Origin of the sequence: Rhodococcus phenolicus, from assembly GCF_001646785.1 — a bacterium.
Lineage (GTDB): Bacteria > Actinomycetota > Actinomycetes > Mycobacteriales > Mycobacteriaceae > Rhodococcus > Rhodococcus phenolicus.
In genome coordinates this window covers 90,509-110,785 of the sequence record NZ_LRRH01000005.1, presented here as the reverse complement: position 1 = coordinate 110,785, position 20,277 = coordinate 90,509, and the positions used below count along the sequence as shown (strand labels likewise).

The following is a 20,277-nucleotide window of genomic DNA, read 5'->3' as shown; positions in this document are numbered from 1 at the left end:
CCCTCAATCCACATACGTCGCGGTCGGGGGCGCGGGAGTCGGCCCGAGCATCGTCAGCCAGCGGTCGTACAGCTCGGCCCAGGTGCCGTCCCGGCGGATCCGTTCGAGCGTCCCGTTGACGAACCGCACCAGGTCGTCGTTGCCCCGGGTGATGCCGATGCCGTACGGCTCGGTGCCCATGGCGTCGCCGACCAGTTCGAGATACGGGTCCTGCGACGCGAGCCCGGCGAGGATCGTGTCGTCGGTGCTGACCGCATCGACCTGGCCCTGCTGCAGCACGACGAGGCAGTCCGCCCACGCCGGCACGGTCAGGATCGATGCGGACGGCTGGACCTGCTGCATGCGTGGCAGGGACGTGGTGCCGCGAACGATGCACACGCGCCGGCCCGCGAGGTCGGTGGCGTTCCGGATGTCCGAACCCTTGACCACCAGCACGCGCTGCCGTGCCAGGAAATAGGTGGTCGAGAAATCGACGCGTTCACGCCGGGCGCACGTGATCGACATGGTCTTGGCGACGATGTCGACGGTGGAATTCTGCAGCGCCTGCTCGCGGTCGGCGGAGTTGAGGATCCGGTAGTCGATCAAGTCGGGGTCCCCCAGCAGGTCGCGGGCGACCTCCCGGGCGATGTCGACGTCGAATCCGGTGATGCGGCCGGTCGCCGGATCGCGGAAGCTCATCAGGTTGCTGCCGGTGTCCAGGCCCACCACCAGCCGGCCGCGGGCGCGGATCCTGTCGAGGGTCGGCCCGGTGTCGGTGCCGTCGGGCCGCAGGCTCGCCGTGGGATCGCCGCAGTCGGGCATCTGCGGCGCAGCGGTAGGGGACGGAGCGAGAGCCGCGCGTTCGGGCAACGGCGCCTCGGTGTAGGAGATCTCGGGGGCAGGGTTCTCAGGCAGCGGCGCGCTCGCACAACCGCCCGCGAGCACCGCACCGCACAGCGCCATCGCGATCACGGCCACACGGCCCCTCGCGATCCGCGTGCTCACTGGTACTCCCGCAGACGAGGCCACAATCCGATGATGACACCGCACAGGGCGACGAATATCAGGGCGGTCGACGCCGGCGCCAACGCGGACAGCAACTGGGCGGCGCGGGCCTCGTTGGAACGCAGTTCGGCGCGGGTCGCGTCGATGCCGTCGGACAGGGCACGATCGACTGCCGCGAACTGCGCGGTGGCTTCGTCGGCTCCCGGACCCGTCGCGAGTATCGCCGCCGCCGTGTAGTCCCCGCGGGCCAGGGCGGCGCGGGTGCGCTCGTGCGAGGCGATCCACGCGTCGCGGGCAGCGAGTGCCTGCGTGACGGCGGTCGAGGCGGTGCGGTCGTCGTTGTCGTCCGAGTAGCCGTGCAGCCGGTCCCCGAGCCGGGTCATCGTCTCGTCGAACGCGCCGTCGTACTCACCGGTACTGTCGCGGCGGGCCAGCAGCAGCGTCTCGGCGGTGCGGGACTGCTGGGCGAGGATTCGGCTCTCGGTGAGGGTCGCCAACGGCTCGGCGCCGTGGGTGATGGCCCGCCGGGTGGCGCTCGACGACACCAGGCCGGCCACGAGCATCCACACCAGCAGGACACCGGTGGCGACGATCGCCAGGATCAGCCCGGGATTGAGGGCACGCCGGCTGATCCGGGAGATGACCAGGTGCACCGCACACAGTGCCCCGAGGGCGGCGATGAGCAACCCGATCGCCACCCAGGGGGGCCGGACCGCGGCGCGCTGGGTGGACTCGACAGCGGCGACGCCCCGGGTGTGCAGTTCCTGGGCCATCGGCAGCAGCGACGTCTGCATCAGGTTCGACGCTTCACTCAGGTACGCGACACCCACCGGGTTGCCGATGCGATTGTTGGCGCGGGCGGTTTCGATCAGCCCGGCGTACACGGTCAGCTGACCGGCGAGACCGGACAGCAACCGGGTGCTGTCGGCGTCCTCAGTGGTGCCCCCGGCCGCGGCGACCAGTTGCGCGGACGCTTCCCCGATCGCCTGCTCGTACCGGTCGCGCACCACTTCCGGTTCGATGCCGCCGGAGATGAACCCGGTGACGGCGGCGGCGTCGGCGACGGACAGCGCACTGTAGAGATCCTGTGCGGCGTTGGCGAGGGGTTCGGTTGTGCCGAGCAGCTGATCGTGGGTGGCCTTGCGGCTGGTCACCATCTGCGCCGCGACGATCCCCGACACGACCAGCAGGATGGAGACGAGCACGCCGAGCGTGACGAGTTTGGCAGGTGTGGAGCGCAGGACGGCGCTCAGATCCTCGGGGACGGTCGCGGTGCCGACCGCCGGGCGGGGTTCGTCGCCCGGCCGGATGCGGGCCAGGGCGTCGAGGCGATCGGTGCGCCGGTATTCGGGGTCGTGGTCACCATCCGGGTCGATCGTGGGATGCAGACGCGAGTCCACCATCGCCCCTTTCGGTGTTGCACTGTCCTTGGCGAGCATATAAGCAGTACGGACAGGAATGCGCCGCGCGGGCGGGTCGGGACAGGGGCTCGGCAGGCCGTCGCGGCCGGCAGGGAGGCGGACACGATGCGCGGTGACGGTGACGGATGGGCCGTCGGCCCCGACGGTGACCGCCGGTGGGGCAAGCACGGTGCGGCCGGGCTGTTGCTGCGCGCACCTCTGCCGGACGGCCGGCCGGCGGTACTGCTGCAGCACCGTGCCGCGTGGAGTCATCAGGGCGGAACCTGGGCGCTGCCGGGCGGCGCCCGCGACAGCCACGAGAGCACCGTCGACGCCGCGGTCCGCGAGGCGCAGGAGGAAACCGGCATCGATGTCGCCGTCGTCGCGGTGCGCGCCGAACGGGTCACCGCAGGCGCAACCGGCGGCTGGACCTACACCACCGTCGTCGCCGACACCGGCAACCCGCTGGCGACCATTCCGAACGGGGAGAGCACCGAGTTGCGGTGGGTGCCGGAGACCGATGTGGAGGCGATGCCACTGCATGCGGGATTCGCCGCATCCTGGCCGGGGCTGCGCACCCGCGTGGTGCGGGTGCTGCTCGACACCGCGAACGTGCTCGGTTCGCGGCCGACCGGCTGGTGGCGCGACCGCTCCGGAGCGACCGGGGCGTTGCTGGCGGACCTGGCGGCGGTGCTGCCGCGCACCCTCGAACTGCCCGACGGCGGGTTCGGCTGGGTGACGCGGATCGAGGCGGTGCTCGAAGGGCAGGCGCGGGACGCGACGGTGGACGACGCCCGCATCCCGGTGCACGCCGCCGCGGGCAGCGGCGACGACGAACTCGCCCGCCTCGCCGGGACAACCGCGACCCTCGCGTCGGAGGTGACGGTGGTCGTGACCGCCGACCGCGGGCTGCGGCAGCGCCTGCCCGGCTCGGTGGTCACCCTCTCGCCGTCGACCGTCCTCGGCTGGCTGTAGCCGCGCTCACCCGGACAGTGCCGCCTTCAGGGCCGCGGCCGCGGCACGCGGATCGGCGGCCTGCGTGATCGCCCGCACCACCGCGACACGGGTGGCTCCGGCGGCGATCACCTCGGGCAGCCGCTCGGCGTCGATCCCGCCGATCGCGAACCAGGGGCGCGTCGGATGTGATTGCGCGACCTCCCGGATCACGTCCAGACCCGCCGCGCTGCGCCCCGGCTTCGTGGGGGTGTCCCACACCGGGCCGGACGCGAAATAGTCGACGCCGTCCTCGATTTCGGCGAGAGCTGCCTGCCCGCGGCTGCCGGTGGACCGGCCGATGACGATGTCCGGGCCGAGGATGGTGCGGGCGTGCGCCACCGGAAGGTCGCCCTGCCCGAGATGCAGGATGTCCGCGCCCGCGGCCAGTGCGATGTCGGCGCGGTCGTTGACGGCGAGCAACGCGCCGTGGCGCCGGCACGCATCGGCCAGGACCTCGAGCGCGGCCAGTTCGTCGCGAGCCTCGAGCCTCCCGAACTTCTTCTCGCCCGCCGAGTCCTTGTCTCGCAGCTGGACGATGTCGACGCCCCCGGCGAGCGCCTCCTCCGCGAATCGGGCCAGGTCGCCGGTGTCGCGCCGCGCATCGGTGCACAAGTACAGCCGCGCGTCCGCGAGTCGTTCCCGAGGTGAGGGGTGGTTGCCGCGATAGGAAGTCACAGCCCAGACGGTAGCCTCTGAGGGAGACATGACAACACGGGAGTCCCGGGGAACGCGGGGCTGAGAGGGGGCCTGCCGGCCCCGACCGTTATGACCTGACCCGGATCATGCCGGCGCAGGGAGCGAGGTGGGTGCAAGGTGGGAACGGTAGCCGTCGTCGGTGGCGGTGTCATCGGCCTGTCGATCGCATGGCGAGCGGCGAGCGCCGGGTGGGACGTGACGGTGCACGACCCGGCACCCGGGGCGGGTGCGTCGTGGGTGGCCGGCGGCATGCTCGCCCCGCTGTCCGAGGGCTGGCCCGGTGAGGAACACGTCCTGGAACTGGGAGCGGCCTCGCTGGCGCGCTGGCCGGAGTTCGGGGACCGGCTGCAGCGCGCGACCGGATGCGACCTGTTCACCTCCGCCGGGTCGCTGACGGTCGCCCTGGACGCCGCCGACGCCGCGGACCTGCGCACCGTCGCCGAATGGGTGCAGCAGCAGGGCCACGAGATGCGGATCCTCACGCGCGCCGAGATCCGGGAGCTCGAGCCGTCGCTCGGCCCGCGGATCCGGCTCGGGTTGCTCGCCCCGACGGAGCTGGCCGTCGACAACCGCGTCCTCGTCGACGCCGTGCGCCGCGCATGCGTCGACGCGGGGGTGCGGTTCGTCGCCAGGCCGGTCGGCTCGCTCGACGAACTGCGGGCGGACCGCGTGGTGCTCGCGGCGGGCTCGGCGTCGGCCCGGTTGTGGCCCGGGCTGCCGGTGCGACCGGTCAAGGGGGAGATCCTGAGGTTGCGGGCCCGGCCCGGTGCCACGCCCGCGCCGAGCCGCACCATCCGCGGAAGCGTGCACGGACGTCCCGCTTATCTGGTGCCGCGCGGGGACGGGCTCGTCGTCGGCGCCACCCAGTACGAGGCGGACGACACGCAGGTCACGGTCGCGGGAGTGCGCGATCTCATCGCCGACGCGGAGGCGTTGCTCCCCGCGATCGGCGAGTACGAGCTGTACGAGGCGACGGCGGGGCTGCGGCCGATGAGCCCGGACAATCTGCCACTGATCGGACGGCTGTCCGAACGGGTCGTCGCGGCGACCGGGCACGGCCGAAACGGTGTGCTGTTCACCCCGATCACCGTGGACGCCGTGCTCGCCGAACTCGCCGACGACCCGATGGCCGAGGCGAAAACTGCGGATCCGCAACGATTTCCGAAGGAAGGGCTGTGATGACGAATCCGAATTCGGTGGGGATCACCGTCAACGGTGAGGACCACTGTTTCGAGCAGGCGCCGACGGTCGCCGAACTGCTGACCCGGCTGGGATTGCCGGACAAGGGCATCGCGATCGCCGTCGACGGGGCGGTGTTCCCGCGGGGACGCTGGTCCGAGCCGGTCGGAAAGGGCTGGCAGATCGAGATTCTCACGGCGGTTCAAGGTGGCTGACCTGCGCGATCCGGCACACGACCTGCCTCGGCTGACCATCGCCGGACGCACCTTCGCGTCGCGGTTGATCACCGGCACCGGCGGTGCCGCGAACCTGGCGGTGCTCGAGGAAGCACTCGTCGCGTCCGGCACCGAACTGACCACCGTCGCGATGCGGCGCGTCGACGCGGCCTCCGGAACCGGGGTGCTCGACCTGCTGCGCCGCCTCGGCATCACCCCGCTGCCGAACACCGCGGGTTGCCGCGGCGCGAAGGAAGCGGTGCTCACCGCGCAGCTGGGCCGCGAAGCACTCGAAACCGACTGGGTGAAGCTCGAAGTCATCGCCGACGAGCGCACCCTGTTGCCCGATGCCATCGAATTGGTATCCGCGGCAGAGCAACTCGTCGACGACGGATTCGTGGTCCTGCCGTACACGACGGACGATCCGGTCCTGGCGAAGCGACTCGAGGACGTCGGATGCGCGGCGGTGATGCCGCTCGGCTCGCCGATCGGCACCGGTCTCGGCATCGCCAACCCCCACCACATCGAGATGATCGTCGAAGCCGCCGGTGTTCCGGTCGTCCTCGACGCGGGTATCGGCACCGCGTCCGATGCGGCGCTCGCGATGGAACTGGGGTGCGATGCGGTGCTGCTCGCGACGGCGGTGACGCGAGCGAAGGACCCGGCGCTCATGGCGTCGGCGATGCGGCACGCCGTGGAAGCGGGCTTCCGGGCGCGGCACGCCGGCCGGATCCCGAAGCGGTTCTGGGCGCAGGCGTCGTCGCCGCTGGAACCGTAGATCCGGAGATTCGCTCGCGCCGGTCCCTGCGCAATCCGGATGGATCGGGCAGGGTAGGGGTCATGATCGAAGTGACGGGACTGACCAAGACCTTCGGATCGACCACTGCCGTCGACGACGTGACGTTCACCGTCCGGCCCGGCGTCGTCACCGGCTTCCTCGGTCCGAACGGCGCCGGCAAGTCCACGACGATGCGGATGATCCTCGGCCTCGACCGGCCGACGGCCGGGACCGCCCTGGTGACCGGGAAACCGTACCGGGAGCTGGTGCGGCCGCTGCGCACCGTCGGTGCGCTGCTCGACGCGAAATGGGTGCACCCGAACCGCTCGGCCCGCGCGCACCTGCGCTGGATGGCCGCGTCGAACGGGTTACCCGACTCGCGCGTCGAGGAGGTGCTGCGCCAGGTGGGCCTGACCGACGTCGCGAACAAACGCGCGGGAGGCTTCTCGCTCGGCATGTCGCAGCGTCTCGGTCTGGCCGGCGCGCTGCTCGGCGACCCACAGGTGCTGCTGTTCGACGAACCCGTCAACGGCCTCGATCCCGAGGGCATCGTGTGGATCCGGCGCTTCATGCAGGCGCTCGCAGCGGAGGGCCGCACCGTCCTGGTGTCGAGTCACCTGTTGTCGGAGATGGCCCAGACCGCCGATCACCTGCTGGTGATCGGGAGGGGCCGGCTCATCGCCGACACTTCCGTCGACGCGTTCGTCGCGCAGGCGTCGGAAGCGGCGGTGCGCGTGCGCAGCCCCCAGCTCGACACGCTGCGCGCGGCACTGGCGGAGCGCGGGCACAGCGTCCGCGACGACGACGGCGCGCTCGTGGTCACCGGGGCGACCACGGCGGAGATCGGCGAGCTGGCGGCCGCCCGATCGGTGGTGCTGCACGAACTCGCCGGGCAGCACGCGTCGCTGGAAGAAGCATTCATGAAGATGACCGGTGGTGACGTGCAGTTCCACGGCACCGGTGCCGACTCGGTGATGAAGGGTGGCCTGTGATGAGCGTGGCGATCGACACGGTGCGCGCCGAACGGATCAAGCTGACGTCGGTGCAGTCGCCGTGGTGGTGCACCGCGGTGATCGTCGCACTCGGGCTGGGGCTGGCCGCGATCCTCGGTGCGGCCTCGAAGGCGTCGATGTCCGCGGACGACGAAGCGGCCCGGTTCTATCCCACCGTGGACGCCGCCGTCAGCGGTGTCACCGGCTTCGGGGTGCTGGTGCTGATGATCCTCGCGGCGCTGTCGGTGACCAGCGAATACCGCTTCGGTGTGATCCGGTCGACGTTCCAGGCACTGCCGAACCGCGGGGTCGTCCTCGCCGTGAAGGCGCTGCTGATCGGCGTGGTCGGCGGCATCCTGGCCGGTGTGCTGGCGCTGGGCGCGTTCTACCTGACGAAGGCGCTCGCCGGGCCGGAGGCGGGACGGAACCTGGTTCTCGAGGGCGCGACGTGGCGGACGGTCTACGGCACCGCGTTGTTCGCGTTGTTCGCGTCGATCCTGGCGGTCGGTGTCGGCGCCCTGTTGCGTCAGTCCGCCGGCACCATCGCCATCCTGCTGCTGTGGCCGATGCTCATCGAATCGTTGTTCGGGCTGTTCGGTTCGTTCGGCAGGAACGTCCAGCCGTTCCTGCCGTTCGCGAACATCAACTATTTCCTGGGCACCGACCAGGGCATCGATTTCCATTGGGGCCCGTGGGTCGCATTCCTGTACTTCGCGGTGTTCACGCTCGTCGTGTTCGGTGCAGCGGTGGTCGTGGTGAACCGGCGCGACGCCTGAATCCCGTTCGCCGGGGCGCTGGACGGCGATCTCGGCCTGGTCGCGGGCTACCGGGGAGCCGTCAGCGCGTCGATCGCAGGCGCGTACATCGTCGACTTGATGGTGCCGAGCGTGCCGGGATCCTTCCCGACGAGCGGTGCGACCGTGCCCACCGCCGAGGTCAGCAGCGCGGGCTCTTCGGCCGTCGCGTCGACGATGCCGGCCGCGAGCGCTTCGGGTCCGCCGAATCGTCGCCCGGTGGTCATCGCCGCGGTCGCGGCGCGCGGAGTGGTCTTGGCCTGCACCAGCGCTGCCATACCCGGCGTGAACGGGATGCGGATGTCCACCTCGGGCAGGCAGAAGAACCCGCGGTCGGTGCGCATCACCCGAAAATCGTGGGCGAGCGCGAGCATCGCACCGGCGCCGAACGCGTGCCCGTTGATCGCCGCGACCGTCGGGACCGGCAGGGTGAGGACACGCGCGAAGAGCCCGTGGACCCGCTCGACGTACCACTGCGCCTTCTCGCCGTTGGCCGCGAGCCATTCCAGGTCCAGGCCGTTGGAGTAGAACTTTCCGCTCGCGACGGTCACCAGCGCGGTGGGCTCGCCGGATTCGATCTCGTCGAGCGCGGCATCCACGCTGTCGAGCCAGCCGGGGGAGAAACGATTCTCGTCGTCGCCGAGGTGCAGGACGGTGACGGCGTCGTGGCGGGTGGTGGTGACGGTCATGGTGTGCCTTTCGAGGTGGGGGTTTCGGGGCCGAGTTCCAGTACGGCGCGGACCGCGGCGGCGAGCCGGCGGCGAGCGACCGGATCGCGATACCTGTTGTTGTGCAGAAGGAGTCCGGTGGGAAGGGCGACGATGCACGAGTTCACGACGTCGACGGCGGCGCTGTCGCGGCGATCCCACAGGGCGCTCGCCAGTTCTGCTGTGAGCGCACCGAGTTCGTGGTCGAGGTGGCGCAGGTCGCGAGCGAGATCGTCGGGTAGCGATGTCCCGAGCAGGTCGGTGCGGCGCACGGTCAGCACCAGCCGCGCCGACGTCGGGTGGAGCTCGGCGAACACGGCGGGTGCATCGGCGGCCGCGACGACGGCGTCGACCGCCGGGGTGTCGGAGTCGCGGTCGGCGAGGGCGGCGTCGACGGCCCGGCGCTGGACGGTGAGGAAGCGGCGTCCGGCGCGCAGCCAGGCCTGCCCGACGACGCCGAGCCGCGACCCGAACGCGTGATAGATCGCACCGTTCGACATGCCGGTGGCGTCGGTCAGCCCGCGGAGTGTGACGGCCGCGGCGCCGGATTCGGCGGCGATGAGCTCGGCGGCGTCGAGCAGGCCGTCGAGGTCGTAGGTGCGGGTGCGGGGCATGCGGCACACCATAACAGAGCAATTGCTCTGTTATTCCGCGCGGTTGTCGTCCGCCGGTGCGGAGTGGGGCCGTCCGGGTATCCTCGCCGGATGGGGCGGACCGCGATGAACACGAGGACACTGTCGGGAATCACGATCCTCGCCGCGGCACTCGGCGCGGTCGCCTGCTCGAGCACCGCAGCGCCGACCGCGCCGCTCGACGCCCCCGCACTCGCCGACGCGGTACAGCTCGACGCGGTCGTCGGGCACCTGCAGGAACTCGAACGCATCGCCACCGAGAACGACGGCAACCGGGCGCTGGGGACCGCCGGCTACGACGCGAGTGTCGACTACGTCGCCGGGAAGCTCCGCGACGCGGGGTTCGACGTGCAGACACCGGAGTTCGACGTCACCTCGTTCGACGTCGAGAACGCGTCGCTGACCGTGGACGGCGCACCGGTCGAGCTGAGGGTCCTCGCGATGTCGCCGTCCACCGGCCCGGACGGGATCACCGCACGCGTCGTGCGGGCCCCCGCCGACGACACCCCGGGTTGCGAGGCCACCGACTACGACGGACTGGATGTCGCGGGAGCGGTCGCCGTCGTCGACCGCGGGGTGTGCCCGTTCTCGGTCAAACAGCAGGTCGCGGCCGAACGGGGCGCCGCGGCACTCCTCGTCGTCAACAACGAACCCGGGCCACTGGCCGGCGGCACCCTCGGTGAGGACGGCGACACACTCATCCCCGCGGCCGGTGTCAGCGGCGACGACGGTACCGCCCTGGCCGGGGCGGGAAGCGTGACCCTGATCGCCGAAACCACCATCGAGGACATCCGTTCCCGGAACGTCATCGCTCAGACCGCCACCGGCGACACCGGCAACGTCGTCGTCGTCGGCGCGCACCTCGACAGCGTGCCGGATGGTCCCGGCATCAACGACAACGGCAGCGGCGTCGCCGCGGTCCTCGAGACCGCCCTGCAACTCGGTTCCGATCCGAGCGTCACCAACGCGGTGCGGTTCGCGTTCTGGGGCGCCGAGGAGATCGGTCTCGTGGGTTCGACCCGGTACGTCGAATCCCTGTCCGACGAGGAGCGGAACGCCGTCGCGCTCTATCTCAACTTCGACATGCTCGGCTCCCCGAACCCCGGCTACCTCGTCTACGACGGTGACGACTCCGATGCGGTGGGGGCGGGGCCGGGCCCCGAGGGCTCGACGGCGATCGAGCAGACCTTCCGTACCTTCTTCGACTCGCGGGGTGTCGCCGCCGACGGCACGGACTTCGACGGACGGTCGGACTACGGCCCGTTCGTCGAAGCGGGCATCCCGGCCGGTGGTGTGTTCAGCGGCGCCGACGAACGAAAAACGCCGGACCAGGCCGGCAAATGGGGCGGCGAGGCAGATGTCCCGTTCGACCCCGACTATCACTCGCCGCAGGACACCCTCGGCAACATCGACCGCGATGCGCTCGCGGTGACGGCGGCGTCGGTCGGCTACGGCGTCGGGACGTTTGCGCAGTCCCTCGACGGAGTGCCGACAGGGGCTGCGCGGGATCAGGAGCGCTCCGGCAACTGACCGAGGTCAGGACTGCAACCGCCACAGCGGGTTCACCGGGCCGTGCCCGCCCCCCAGGTCGTACGACCATTCGAGACACCTGGTCACCCACTCCTTCGCGAACGCCACCGCGTCCGGCACGGACCGGCCGTGCGCGAGGGCCGAGGCGATCGCCGCGGCCAGCGTGTCCCCGCCGCCGTGGTCGTTGCCGGTGTCGATGCGCGGGCTCGTGAACTCGAGGAAACGATCACCGTCGAACAGCAGGTCGGTGCTCTCCGGAGACGTTCGCAGGTGCCCGCCCTTGACGATCGACCACTGCGCGCCGAGCGCGTGCAGTGCCTCGGCGGCGCGCCGGGCGGTGGAATCGTCGACGACGTCGATGCCGGTGATGAGCCGGATCTCGTCCAGATTCGGTGTCACGACGGTCGCGAGGGGGATCAGGACGGTGCGCACCGCGTCGAGGGCTTCGGCGTGCAGCAGCGGATCGCCGTGCATCGAGGCGCACACCGGATCCACCACGAGCGGGATCGCGTGCCCGTGCCCGATGCCGACCTCGGTGCACACCTGCGCCACCGATTCGATGATCGCGGTCGACGCGAGCATTCCGGTCTTCGCGGCCGACACTCCGATGTCCTCGACGACGCAGCGCACCTGCGCGGCGACCGTCTCGGGCGGAATCTCGTGGAACCCGCTGACGCCCAGGGAGTTCTGCACCGTCACCGCGGCCACCGCGACACATGCATGCACGCCGCACATCGCCATGGTGCGGGAATCTGCCTGGATGCCCGCACCGCCTCCGGAGTCGGTGCCGGCGATGGTGAGAGCCCGGACGGGGGTCTGGCCGCGCGGGGCCAACGGCAGCAGGTTCACCCGCGTGAGCCTACCGGGGGCCGCTCGGCGCCCGCCGGAGCGCATCGGCGCGGACCGTGAGGGTGGTGGACCCTCGGCGAATGTCCTGGTTGCCGGAGTCGTTCGGCCTATCCCGATCGGTGCCCGATGTGGAGCATCATGGAACAGGGGCTTCCGATTCGGGGCGGATGGTGAAACTGGGAGGGGCCTTCCGACGGACAGTATGTGGTGCTCTATAGTGGCGTGCGTCACATTGTTTCCGGTACCACGGAGGGGTTCATGGTCACCAACTTGCCGCACGCCGAGGTGTCCGACAACGCGGGTCAGAACCGCTTCGAACTCCGGCTCAACGGAGATCTCGTGGGCATCCTCGGCTACTTCGACACCGACCGGCCGTCCGGTGTTCCGGGCCGCCACCACCCGGTCGTCGACTTCCTGCACACCGTGATCGTCGAGGACTTCGGTCATCAGGGACTCGCGGGCATCCTCGTGGGGCGCTCACTGGACATCGCGCGCCGCCGGGGCTGGAAGGTGCGCCCGGTCTGCACGTACGTGCAGCGGTTCCTCGACACCAACCCCGAGTACCGCGATGTGATCGTGCCCCTCGAACCCGTCCGGCGCCGCGCCTGACCGGCGACGGGCGCGGCCCGGATCAATCCGTCAGATCCACCACGACCGGGGCGTGGTCGCTGGCCCCCTTGCCCTTGCGTTCGTTGCGGTCGATCTCCGCGCCGCCGACCCGCGCCGCGAGAGCCGGCGAGCCGAGGACGAAGTCGATCCGCATTCCCTGCTTCTTGGGGAACCGCAACTGGGTGTAGTCCCAGTACGTGTAGACGCCGGGGCCGGGAGCGTGCGGGCGGACCACATCGGTGAAGCCGGCGTCGACGAACGCCGCGAACGCGTCGCGCTCGGGCCCGGAGGTGTGGGTCTTGCCCTCGAAGAAGGCCGGATCCCACACGTCCTCGTCGGTCGGTGCGATGTTCCAGTCGCCGACGAGCGCGATCGGAGTCTGCGAATCGGCATCGAGCCAGCCCTGCGCGTCGGCACGCAGCTTCGCGAGCCACTCCAGTTTGTAGGTGTAGTGCGGATCGGCCAGTTCGCGCCCGTTCGGGACGTACAGACTCCACACCCGCACACCGCCGCAGGTCGCGCCGATCGCGCGGGCCTCCTGCGCGGGCGCGGCATCCGGATCCTTCGTGAACCCGGGCTGGTCCTCGAACCCGATCTGCACGTCGTCGAGTCCGACGCGGGAGACGATCGCGACCCCGTTCCACTGGCTCGATCCGACGTGCGCGACCTGGTAGCCGAGCTCCTCGAAACGCGCATAGGGGAACTGCTCGTCCTTGCACTTGGTTTCCTGCATGGCCAGCACATCGGTGCCGGTCCGCTGCAGCCAGTCGGCGATCCGGTCGGTCCGGGCACGAACGGAGTTCACATTCCAGGTAGCAAGGCGCACACGGACACTCTAGGCGAGCGGTCCGACGGGTTCGGTCGCGTACCGGTAGCGGTGGTGATCGACGAACCCCAACTCGCGGTACAGGGCCCGTGCCCCGGTGTTGTCCTCGGCGACCTGGACGTAGGTGTGCGTCGCACCGCGTTCGCGGCCCCAGCGCAGCAACGATCCGCACATCAGCGTGCCGAGGCCGTTCCGCCGATGCTCGGGTGCCACCTCGATCGCGGTCAGTCCCACCCAACGCCGGCCGTCGGGCGCGTCGGTCACCGCGGCCCGGCCGATCGCGACCGGCTCGCTGCCGGGTGCCCCGATCCGGCCGAACCCGAGCACGCCCCGCGCGACCGCGCCGAGCACCCGGCGCGCATCCTCGGGCCGCGCTCCACTGCGATAACGCGACAGCCAGTCCTCGTCCGGCCTGCCGCTCACGAGGACCGGCGTCGGTCCCTCCGGCACCGGCACGTTGTCGAGGTCGGCGGCCATGACCTGCACGTCCCCACCGGCCGGCCACCCGGGGGGGATCCGGGCGAGCCGGTCGGGGATCAGCAGACGCAACGGAAGCCCGCGCTCGGCGAACCAGGCGGCGAGTCGTGCACGAACCTCCGGATCCGCCGGATCGGCGACGGTACCGGGATCGCCGAGCGGAATCGCCGAGTTGGCGCGCGAGGTGAACCCGGCGCCGGCCCGCAGCAGCCAGCCGTCCACCCATTCGAGTTCGAGACCGGGCCAGCCCGCCGTGGCGGCCGACTCGAGCGCCCGGATCTCACCGGTCCGGATCGGCCGGGGGGTGAGTGCCTTGAGCGCGACGACGGCGTCCGGCGCGACCTGCACGAGCTGCCGTGTCTCCGTGCGCACCACGACCGCAGGCTCCAGGGCCACGAGCTCGCCGATCACGTCGGTCATCGGATGGCTGTATCCGGCGGGTAACCGGTATCGCAGCACGACCCGGCTTCCCAGCGGAACGGCACCGGCAGGATCGGAGGGCATGGCCGGGCCGTCAGTCCTCGTCGTCGTCGTGACCGAACGGATCCTCGACGGACCCCGGCAGCCACGTCAGGCCGGGCACACCCCAGCCGGCACGTTTGATCGTCTTCTTCGCGGCACGCGCGTTGCGTCCGATCAGGACGTCGATGTACAGGAAGCCGTCGAGGTGCCCGACCTCGTGCTGCAGCATCCGGGCGAAGAAGCCGTGGCCCTCGATCTCGATCGGGTTGCCGTCGGCGTCGGTACCGGTGACCTTCGCCCAGTCGGCGCGGCCGGTCGGGAAGTTCTCGCCGGGTACGGACAGGCAGCCCTCGAGATCGTCGTCCGGGTCGGGCATGGTCTCCGGGATCTCGGAGGTTTCGAGGACCGGGTTGATCACCGCGCCGCGGCGACGGACCACGTTGCCGTCGCCGTCGCGGTCGGGGCAGTCGTAGACGAACAGACGCTTGCCGACACCGACCTGATTCGCGGCGAGGCCGACGCCGTTGGCCGCGTCCATCGTCTCGTACATGTCGGCGATCAGCTGGGCGAGATCCGCGGGGGATTCGGTCACCGGTGCCGTGGGGTTGTGCAGAACCGGGTCGCCGGTGATCACGATGGGAAGGATGGCCATGGTGGAACAGAATAGTGCGCCGGACTCGCCCGGTTGACGAACCGGTACCTGTCGCCACCCCGTGGTTCAATTGGCGTCGGAAACACACGGGTGTAATCGGTGTGATTCGAGGCAGGCGAGGAGTGAGATGGACGGCGCAGCGGCGCACGACAATGTGACCCGGTCCGTGGACGATCCCCAGCAGAGCAACGACGCCGCCGAGGTTCAGGCTCCCGCGAACCCGAACGAGGTGGGGGAGCACGGGCTGACCCGCAGGGAACACGACGTCCTGGCGTTCGAACGCCAGTGGTGGAAGTACGCGGGCGCCAAGGAAGAAGCCATCAAGGAACTGTTCGGGTTGTCCGCGACCCGGTACTACCAGGTGCTCAACGCGCTGGTGGACCGGCCGGAAGCGCTCGCCGCGGACCCCATGCTGGTCAAGCGGTTGCGCCGCCTGAGGGCGAGCCGCCAGAAGGCCCGGGCCGCGCGGCGGCTGGGCTTCGAGATCACCCGCTGACCGCGGGCGGACACCGGCGAGGCAACTATGGTCGAAAGCGTGCGTACGAACACCGAGTCCTCGGGACCGCCGCTGCGGGCTCTCGCGATGGTGCTGATCTCGCTGGCGATCCTGTTCGCCGGTATCGGCCTGGCGTCGCTGGGGGGTTCCGACTCGGACGGCGCCACACCACCGGCGACCGAGCCGGCCGCGGCCCCGGCAGCCTCGACCACCACGTCGCCGGCCGTCGCGGCCCGTCCGACGGCCGCGGCCGCGGCACCGGCCACGACCACCGCGCGGACGACGAGTACGCCCGCCGCCACGAGCACGTCGTCGTTGGTCGATCTCGCGCCCGAGTCGGCGACGCCGGTGCGGGTGTTCAACAACAGTGAGGTCGCCGGCCTGGCCGCGCAGACCGCGAGCCTGCTCGAGGACGACGGGTTCGTCATCAGCGAGACCGGCAACTACAGCGACGGGCTGATCGCCACCACCTCCGTCTACTACGGGACCGGACCCGGAGAACGGGAAACCGCCCAGGCTGTTGCCGAGGCTCTCGGCGTGACCGCGCAGCCCCGGTTCGACGGAATCGCGGACTCCTCACCCGGTGTCATCGTCATCGTCACCTCGCAATGAGGGCGATTCGGACCCGGTTATGATCGAGTGACTTTCCGGCATTTCGAAGGAGCGGTTTGATGGCCTCGAGTTCCACCCGTCGCATGTCCTGGCGTGCGCTCGCCCCGATCGTCGCGATCGCTGCGGTGGGCCTGAGCGCCTGCAGCAACAGCCAGGAACCGTCCGACGTCCCCGGCACCACCCCGCCGGTGTGGACGGGTTCGCCGGCCCCGGAAGCGGGCGCCCACGGCGAAACCCACGGGACCGCCGCCGGTGGCGCTGCCGCCGAGGGAGGCGCCGAATCGCTGACCGCGACGCTGAAGACCCCGACGGGTGAGGCCGCCGGCACCGTGAAGTTCGCCGCCCACGGCGATGCCGTCGACGTGACGGTCACCCTCGAGGATCTGCCCGCCGGGTACCGCGGTGTGCACGTGCACGCCATCGGCAAGTGCGAGCCCAACTCGACCGCTCCGACCGGCGGCGAGCCCGGGGACTTCCTGTCCGCCGGTGGGCATCTGCAGGCACCCGGCCACACCGCCGTTCCGGAGAGCGGCGACCTCGGCGCGTTCGTCGTCGGCGCCGACGGTGACGCCACGGCCACCGTCACCACCACGGCGTTCACCATCGCCGATCTCGAAGGCCCGGAGGGCACGTCGGTCGTCGTGCACGAGGAGACCGCCGGTGGCGCGCGCCTCGCGTGCGGCGTGATCGGCTGATCGGCGCCCGCGTAATACGTTTCACAGCGATACGCAACACAGCGCCCCCGCGACCGGCACTCGGTCGCGGGGGCGCTGTGGTTGGATTTGGGTGTGTCTGTCGAGTTTCCCGGTTCGCCGCGGCCCACGATCGGCGTGGAATGGGAGATCGCGTTGGTCGACAAGTCGACGCGGGATCTGTCGAACAACGCCGCGGTCGTCTTCGACGCGGTCGAGGCACGTGCGGGGGAGACACCGCGGCTGACCAAGGAGTTCCTGCGCAACACCGTCGAGCTGGTCACGGACGTGCACGACACGGTCGGCGAGGCCGTCGACGACCTGTCCGAATCGCTCGACCTGCTGCGGGCGGCCGCGGACCCGCTCGGGGTCGACCTGATGTGCGCGGGCACCCACCCGTTCGCGCAGTGGTCCGACCAGGTGGTGACCTGCACCCCCGACTACGACGAAATGATCGAGCGGACCCGCTGGTGGGGGCGGCAGATGCTCATCTGGGGTGTGCACGTCCACGTCGGCATCTCGTCGGCGGAAAAGGTCGTGCCGATCCTCAACGCGATGCTCGTGAAGTACCCGCACCTGCTGGCCTTGTCGGCGTCGTCGCCGATCTGGGCCGGGCTCGACACCGGCTATGCGAGCAACCGGGCGCTGATGTTCCAGCAGCTGCCCACCGCAGGACTGCCGTATCACTTCGCGAACTGGACGCAGTACGAGTCGTTCATCGAGGACCAGCTCAAATCGGGGGTCATCAGCAAGCCCGGCGGCATGCACTGGGACATCCGGCCCGCCCCGAAATGGGGAACCCTCGAGGTCCGCGTGTTCGACGGCCTCACCAACCGCGCCGAACTGGCCGCGCTCGTCGCGCTCGTCCACTCCCTCGTGGTGTACTTCGACGAATGCCTCGAACGCGGTGAGGATCTGCCGACGCTCCAGCCGTGGCACGTCAAGGAGAACAAATGGCGGGCCGCCCGGTACGGGCTCGACGCCGAGGTGATCCTCGATCCGGTCTGCAATGAGAGACTCGTCACGGACGACCTGCACGACCTGCTCGAACAGCTGACCCCGACGGCGGTGCGCCTGGGCTGCGCCGACGAACTGGCGAAGGTCGCCGACATTCCCGTGGTGGGTGCCTCCTACCAGCGTCAACGCCGTATCGCGGAGTCGAACGGCGGAGACCTCGTCGCGGTCGTCGACTCGCTGGTGGACGAACTGCGCCACTGACAACCGCCGTCCGGACCGCGTTCGGCGACGGTGGTTCGGGAGGCGTTCACCGCCCGTTTACCATCATCGGGTGTCGATCACGGAAACCCCACCCGGCGAACAGGAACCGCGTCACCGCACCCAGTGGTTCGTGCCGTTCGCGCTGACCGGTGCCGTCGTCGGGGTCCTGATCGCCGAGGTCGTCGCGCGGTACGCCGGATTCACCGGACCGCTGCGGGGACTGATCGGCGACGTCGTCGGAGTTCCTCAGTCGGCGTCGGTGCCGTGGGCCGGTCTGGTGTTGGCGATGGTCGGGTTGACCGTCCGCGATCGGTGTCTGGCGATCGGTACCGCGGTTCTGATCGACGTGGCGTTCCTCGTCGAACGCCACCTCGCGGACGGACCGTTCACCGTCGGCAACGGGCCGACGATCGTGCTGGTGCTGCTGGCGGTCCACGCCGCGGCCACGATGACCGGGGAGACCCGGCGCGGTGCGCTCCGGGGGATCGGGCTCGGCGTGCTGCTGGTGCTGTCGGTGAAGATCGGTGACGCGTGGCTGAGGATCACCGTGCTCGCCGGGCCCGACGTGCTCGACGAATACGTCCAGCTCGCCGATCATGCGCTCGGCAATCCGTCGTGGGTGGCCGGGCAGGTTCTGAACGAGCTCGGCGACCTCGCGTACGGGGTGCTGCACTGGGTGTACATCGAACTGCCCGTCGCCGCGATCGTCGTCGCCGTGTACCAGCTGCGGAACGTCGGCGGCGGCCGCCCGTGGCCGGCCCATCACCTCGTGCGCACGTTCCTGCTGATCGGTCTGGTCGGGCCGCTGTGCTACGTGCTGTTCCCGGTGGTCGGCCCGGTGTTCGCGTTCGGCGACAGCGGCCACGGCTGGCAGGTCGCCGACGCCTGGTCCGCGTGGGTGCCGCTGAACCTGCAGCCCGAGCCGGTCCCGTTCGACGACGTGACCCCTCGCAACTGCATGCCGAGCCTGCACACCGCGTGGGCGACGGCACTGTTCCTGCATTCGCGCAGCGGCCCGAGGTGGCTGCGGTGGATGGGTGCGGCCTGGCTCGCGTGCACGCTCGCCGCGACCCTCGGTTTCGGTTACCACTACGGCGTCGACCTGGTCACCGGGGTGGTGCTGTGCCTGACCCTCGAGGCGGCGCTGCGCGACCCGGACCGCGGGTGGGGGATGTTCCGGATCAGGCTGGTCGCGGGCGGTGCGCTGCTCATCGCGGCGCAGCTCGCCGCCTACCGCTACCTGCCTGCCGTGATGGCCCAGCACGCGCTGATCGCCGGGCCGGTACTGCTCGCCTCGCTCGTCGCGATGATCGTCGCCTTCCGTGCGACGTTCCCCGTTCAGGAGCCGGCCGGACGCGATTCGTCGTCGGAGTCGATGAGCCCGTCGCGGCCGAGTTGCTCGCGATAGGCGACGCGTCCGACCCGGTGCGCGATGACCGGCGCGGTGAGCACCATGAACATCCCGGCCAGCGCCAGCATCCAGATGTCGATGTTGCCGCGCAGGATCAGCATCGCGCCGCCCAGCACGAACAGCAGCCCGATCACCTGCGGCTTCGTCGCCGGGTGCATGCGGGAGAGGGTGTCGCGGAACCGGATGATGCCGATCGCGGCGGTCAGCGAGATGACTGTTCCGATCAGGATCAGGATGTGGCCGACGACGTCGATCGCGGTGCTCATCGGTCGTCACGCACCCGGAAGCGGGCGACGGACACCGATCCGATGAACCCGACCAGCGCGAGGGCCACGATCGCGGGCGCGATCGTCGTGTCCCGGGTGTAGACGGCCCACAGCGCCAGCCCGCACATCGCGATCGCGAGGATCGCGTCGACCGCGACGAGCCGGTCCAGCGACGTCGGTCCGGCCAGGACCCGGTAGGTGATCAGCAGTGCGGAGATCAGCAACAGAACTCCGCTGACGGTCAGTATCGTCGTCACGACATTCCCTCCGACGAACTCTTCCACGCGCTGGGTTGCCACTCGACGTCCCGCTCGAAGGTGTGGATGAGCAGGCGTTCGATCCGCCGTGCCGAGCGATAGAAGTCGGCGACGGCACGGTCGGTGCTCACATCCAGCACGTGCACGTACACGATCCGGCGCTGCTGGTCGATCTCGAGGACCATGGTGCCGGGAATGTTGTTCATGATGTCCGTCCACAGCGTGAGCACCAGGTCGGACTTGATGGTCAGGCGGCAGCGCAGGACGCCGGTCACCGGCGGCGGGGCGGGACGGATCGCGAGCCACGCGACCGCGATCGTCGACCGGATCGATTCGACGAAGATCACCGCCGCGAGATACGCGCCGCTCCCCAGGTGCACGCGACCTTCCACCGGTACCCGCGGCAGCGGCAACAGCAGTGAGACGACCACGGCGACGAGCGCGCCGCCGACCACGTTGGCCACGCTCACGTTGCCCCAGAGGAGCACCCAGACCAGCGTCATCCAGCCCAGTACGAACAATCGCAGGACATTCGACCGCTTCATCG

Annotated in this window: 25 protein-coding genes and 1 riboswitch; of the genes, 13 read left to right on the top strand and 12 right to left on the bottom strand. The window is 70.4% G+C overall.

The genetic code is table 11. The features are described from left to right. Window positions 1-3: 3 nt before the first annotated feature. Window positions 4-942: a glutamate ABC transporter substrate-binding protein gene (locus tag A8G15_RS02170; protein ID WP_068155087.1), complete on the bottom strand. Its 939-nt coding sequence runs from the start codon at window positions 940-942 to the stop codon at window positions 4-6. A 38-nt stretch (window positions 943-980) separates the two neighbouring features. After that, window positions 981-2,387: a hypothetical protein gene (locus tag A8G15_RS02165; RefSeq protein WP_082899604.1), complete on the bottom strand. Its 1,407-nt coding sequence runs from the start codon at window positions 2,385-2,387 to the stop codon at window positions 981-983. A 123-nt stretch (window positions 2,388-2,510) separates the two neighbouring features. Here A8G15_RS02165 and A8G15_RS02160 point away from each other — a divergent pair, with 123 nt between their 5' ends. Then, entirely contained in the window at window positions 2,511-3,359 is an 849-nt protein-coding gene (locus A8G15_RS02160) for an NUDIX hydrolase (protein ID WP_068154901.1), read from the top strand. A gap of 6 nt (window positions 3,360-3,365) precedes the next feature. Here the strand turns inward: A8G15_RS02160 and thiE are convergent, their stop codons facing one another. Beyond that, window positions 3,366-4,055, bottom strand: a complete 690-nt coding sequence (gene thiE / locus A8G15_RS02155; protein ID WP_068154899.1) for a thiamine phosphate synthase — start codon at window positions 4,053-4,055, stop codon at window positions 3,366-3,368. Window positions 4,056-4,081: 26 nt separating this feature from the next. Beyond that, window positions 4,082-4,196, top strand: a riboswitch (TPP riboswitch). On the opposite strand from thiE, the gene thiO reads away from it, so the two are divergent. From thiO to A8G15_RS02130, 5 genes are all read left to right on the top strand, one after another. After that, window positions 4,194-5,255: a glycine oxidase ThiO gene (gene thiO / locus A8G15_RS02150; protein WP_068154897.1), complete on the top strand. Its 1,062-nt coding sequence runs from the start codon at window positions 4,194-4,196 to the stop codon at window positions 5,253-5,255. (Overlaps the previous riboswitch by 3 nt.) Next, a complete protein-coding gene (thiS, locus tag A8G15_RS02145; RefSeq protein ID WP_068154895.1) occupies window positions 5,255-5,470 on the top strand; it encodes a sulfur carrier protein ThiS in 216 nt (71 codons plus the stop codon). Before thiO ends, thiS begins: the two co-directional genes overlap by 1 nt. Next, entirely contained in the window at window positions 5,463-6,248 is a 786-nt protein-coding gene (thiG, locus tag A8G15_RS02140; RefSeq protein WP_068154893.1) for a thiazole synthase, read from the top strand. Before thiS ends, thiG begins: the two co-directional genes overlap by 8 nt. 62 nt (window positions 6,249-6,310) lie before the next feature. Then, complete coding sequence (locus A8G15_RS02135; RefSeq protein ID WP_068154891.1) at window positions 6,311-7,240, top strand: ABC transporter ATP-binding protein; 930 nt, start codon at window positions 6,311-6,313, stop codon at window positions 7,238-7,240. Then, entirely contained in the window at window positions 7,240-8,016 is a 777-nt protein-coding gene (locus A8G15_RS02130; protein WP_068154890.1) for an ABC transporter permease, read from the top strand. The genes A8G15_RS02135 and A8G15_RS02130 overlap by 1 nt, the downstream gene beginning before the upstream one ends. Window positions 8,017-8,063: 47 nt before the next feature. Here the strand turns inward: A8G15_RS02130 and A8G15_RS02125 are convergent, their stop codons facing one another. Both A8G15_RS02125 and A8G15_RS02120 read right to left on the bottom strand, forming a co-directional pair. Continuing rightward, entirely contained in the window at window positions 8,064-8,723 is a 660-nt protein-coding gene (locus tag A8G15_RS02125; protein WP_068154888.1) for an enoyl-CoA hydratase-related protein, read from the bottom strand. Beyond that, complete coding sequence (locus tag A8G15_RS02120) at window positions 8,720-9,355, bottom strand: TetR/AcrR family transcriptional regulator (RefSeq protein WP_068155083.1); 636 nt, start codon at window positions 9,353-9,355, stop codon at window positions 8,720-8,722. The genes A8G15_RS02125 and A8G15_RS02120 overlap by 4 nt, the downstream gene beginning before the upstream one ends. Window positions 9,356-9,445: 90 nt before the next feature. Between A8G15_RS02120 and A8G15_RS02115 the strand changes: the two genes are divergently transcribed. Next, entirely contained in the window at window positions 9,446-10,903 is a 1,458-nt protein-coding gene (locus tag A8G15_RS02115) for a M28 family metallopeptidase (RefSeq protein WP_245687681.1), read from the top strand. Between the two features lie 6 nt (window positions 10,904-10,909). On the opposite strand, the gene thiD is transcribed toward A8G15_RS02115, so the two are convergent. Beyond that, window positions 10,910-11,752 (bottom strand): bifunctional hydroxymethylpyrimidine kinase/phosphomethylpyrimidine kinase, encoded by an 843-nt coding sequence (gene thiD / locus A8G15_RS02110; protein ID WP_068154886.1) that lies wholly within the window; start codon window positions 11,750-11,752, stop codon window positions 10,910-10,912. 258 nt (window positions 11,753-12,010) lie between these two features. Between thiD and A8G15_RS02105 the strand changes: the two genes are divergently transcribed. Next, window positions 12,011-12,361 carry a GNAT family N-acetyltransferase gene (locus A8G15_RS02105; protein WP_068154884.1) on the top strand — a complete coding sequence of 117 codons (351 nt, stop codon included), beginning with the start codon at window positions 12,011-12,013 and terminating at the stop codon, window positions 12,359-12,361. A 22-nt stretch (window positions 12,362-12,383) separates the two neighbouring features. On the opposite strand, the gene A8G15_RS02100 is transcribed toward A8G15_RS02105, so the two are convergent. From A8G15_RS02100 to A8G15_RS02090, 3 genes are read right to left on the bottom strand one after another with little or no spacing between them, the layout of a single operon-like run. After that, window positions 12,384-13,187, bottom strand: coding sequence for an exodeoxyribonuclease III (locus tag A8G15_RS02100; RefSeq protein ID WP_068154882.1), 804 nt, complete (start codon window positions 13,185-13,187; stop codon window positions 12,384-12,386). A gap of 9 nt (window positions 13,188-13,196) precedes the next feature. Further along, the gene (locus A8G15_RS02095; RefSeq protein ID WP_068154880.1) at window positions 13,197-14,168 is read right to left on the bottom strand and encodes an N-acetylglutamate synthase, CG3035 family; all 972 of its coding nucleotides are present in this window, start codon (window positions 14,166-14,168) and stop codon (window positions 13,197-13,199) included. 10 nt (window positions 14,169-14,178) lie between these two features. Next, the gene (locus A8G15_RS02090; RefSeq protein ID WP_068154878.1) at window positions 14,179-14,778 is read right to left on the bottom strand and encodes a peptide deformylase; all 600 of its coding nucleotides are present in this window, start codon (window positions 14,776-14,778) and stop codon (window positions 14,179-14,181) included. A 127-nt stretch (window positions 14,779-14,905) separates the two neighbouring features. Here A8G15_RS02090 and napA point away from each other — a divergent pair, with 127 nt between their 5' ends. The 5 genes from napA to A8G15_RS02065 all read left to right on the top strand — a co-directional run bounded on the left by napA (window position 14,906) and on the right by A8G15_RS02065 (window position 19,204). Next, a complete protein-coding gene (gene napA / locus A8G15_RS02085; RefSeq protein ID WP_068154876.1) occupies window positions 14,906-15,274 on the top strand; it encodes a nucleoid-associated protein NapA in 369 nt (122 codons plus the stop codon). Between the two features lie 27 nt (window positions 15,275-15,301). Further along, window positions 15,302-15,886, top strand: a complete 585-nt coding sequence (locus A8G15_RS02080) for a LytR C-terminal domain-containing protein (RefSeq protein ID WP_068154874.1) — start codon at window positions 15,302-15,304, stop codon at window positions 15,884-15,886. A 59-nt stretch (window positions 15,887-15,945) separates the two neighbouring features. Then, window positions 15,946-16,581, top strand: coding sequence for a superoxide dismutase[Cu-Zn] (gene sodC, locus A8G15_RS02075; protein ID WP_068154871.1), 636 nt, complete (start codon window positions 15,946-15,948; stop codon window positions 16,579-16,581). Window positions 16,582-16,674: 93 nt separating this feature from the next. After that, complete coding sequence (locus A8G15_RS02070) at window positions 16,675-17,796, top strand: glutamate--cysteine ligase (protein ID WP_068154869.1); 1,122 nt, start codon at window positions 16,675-16,677, stop codon at window positions 17,794-17,796. A gap of 76 nt (window positions 17,797-17,872) precedes the next feature. Continuing rightward, complete coding sequence (locus A8G15_RS02065) at window positions 17,873-19,204, top strand: phosphatase PAP2 family protein (protein WP_068155079.1); 1,332 nt, start codon at window positions 17,873-17,875, stop codon at window positions 19,202-19,204. On the opposite strand, the gene mnhG is transcribed toward A8G15_RS02065, so the two are convergent. The 3 genes from mnhG to A8G15_RS02050 are packed head-to-tail and all read right to left on the bottom strand — an operon-like array spanning window position 19,135 to window position 20,275. Next, window positions 19,135-19,473, bottom strand: coding sequence for a monovalent cation/H(+) antiporter subunit G (gene mnhG / locus A8G15_RS02060; RefSeq protein ID WP_068154867.1), 339 nt, complete (start codon window positions 19,471-19,473; stop codon window positions 19,135-19,137). The genes A8G15_RS02065 and mnhG overlap by 70 nt on opposite strands. After that, complete coding sequence (locus A8G15_RS02055) at window positions 19,470-19,730, bottom strand: monovalent cation/H+ antiporter complex subunit F (protein ID WP_068154865.1); 261 nt, start codon at window positions 19,728-19,730, stop codon at window positions 19,470-19,472. Before A8G15_RS02055 ends, mnhG begins: the two co-directional genes overlap by 4 nt. After that, the gene (locus A8G15_RS02050) at window positions 19,727-20,275 is read right to left on the bottom strand and encodes a Na+/H+ antiporter subunit E (protein WP_068154863.1); all 549 of its coding nucleotides are present in this window, start codon (window positions 20,273-20,275) and stop codon (window positions 19,727-19,729) included. Before A8G15_RS02050 ends, A8G15_RS02055 begins: the two co-directional genes overlap by 4 nt. Between the last annotated feature and the right edge of the window lie 2 nt (window positions 20,276-20,277).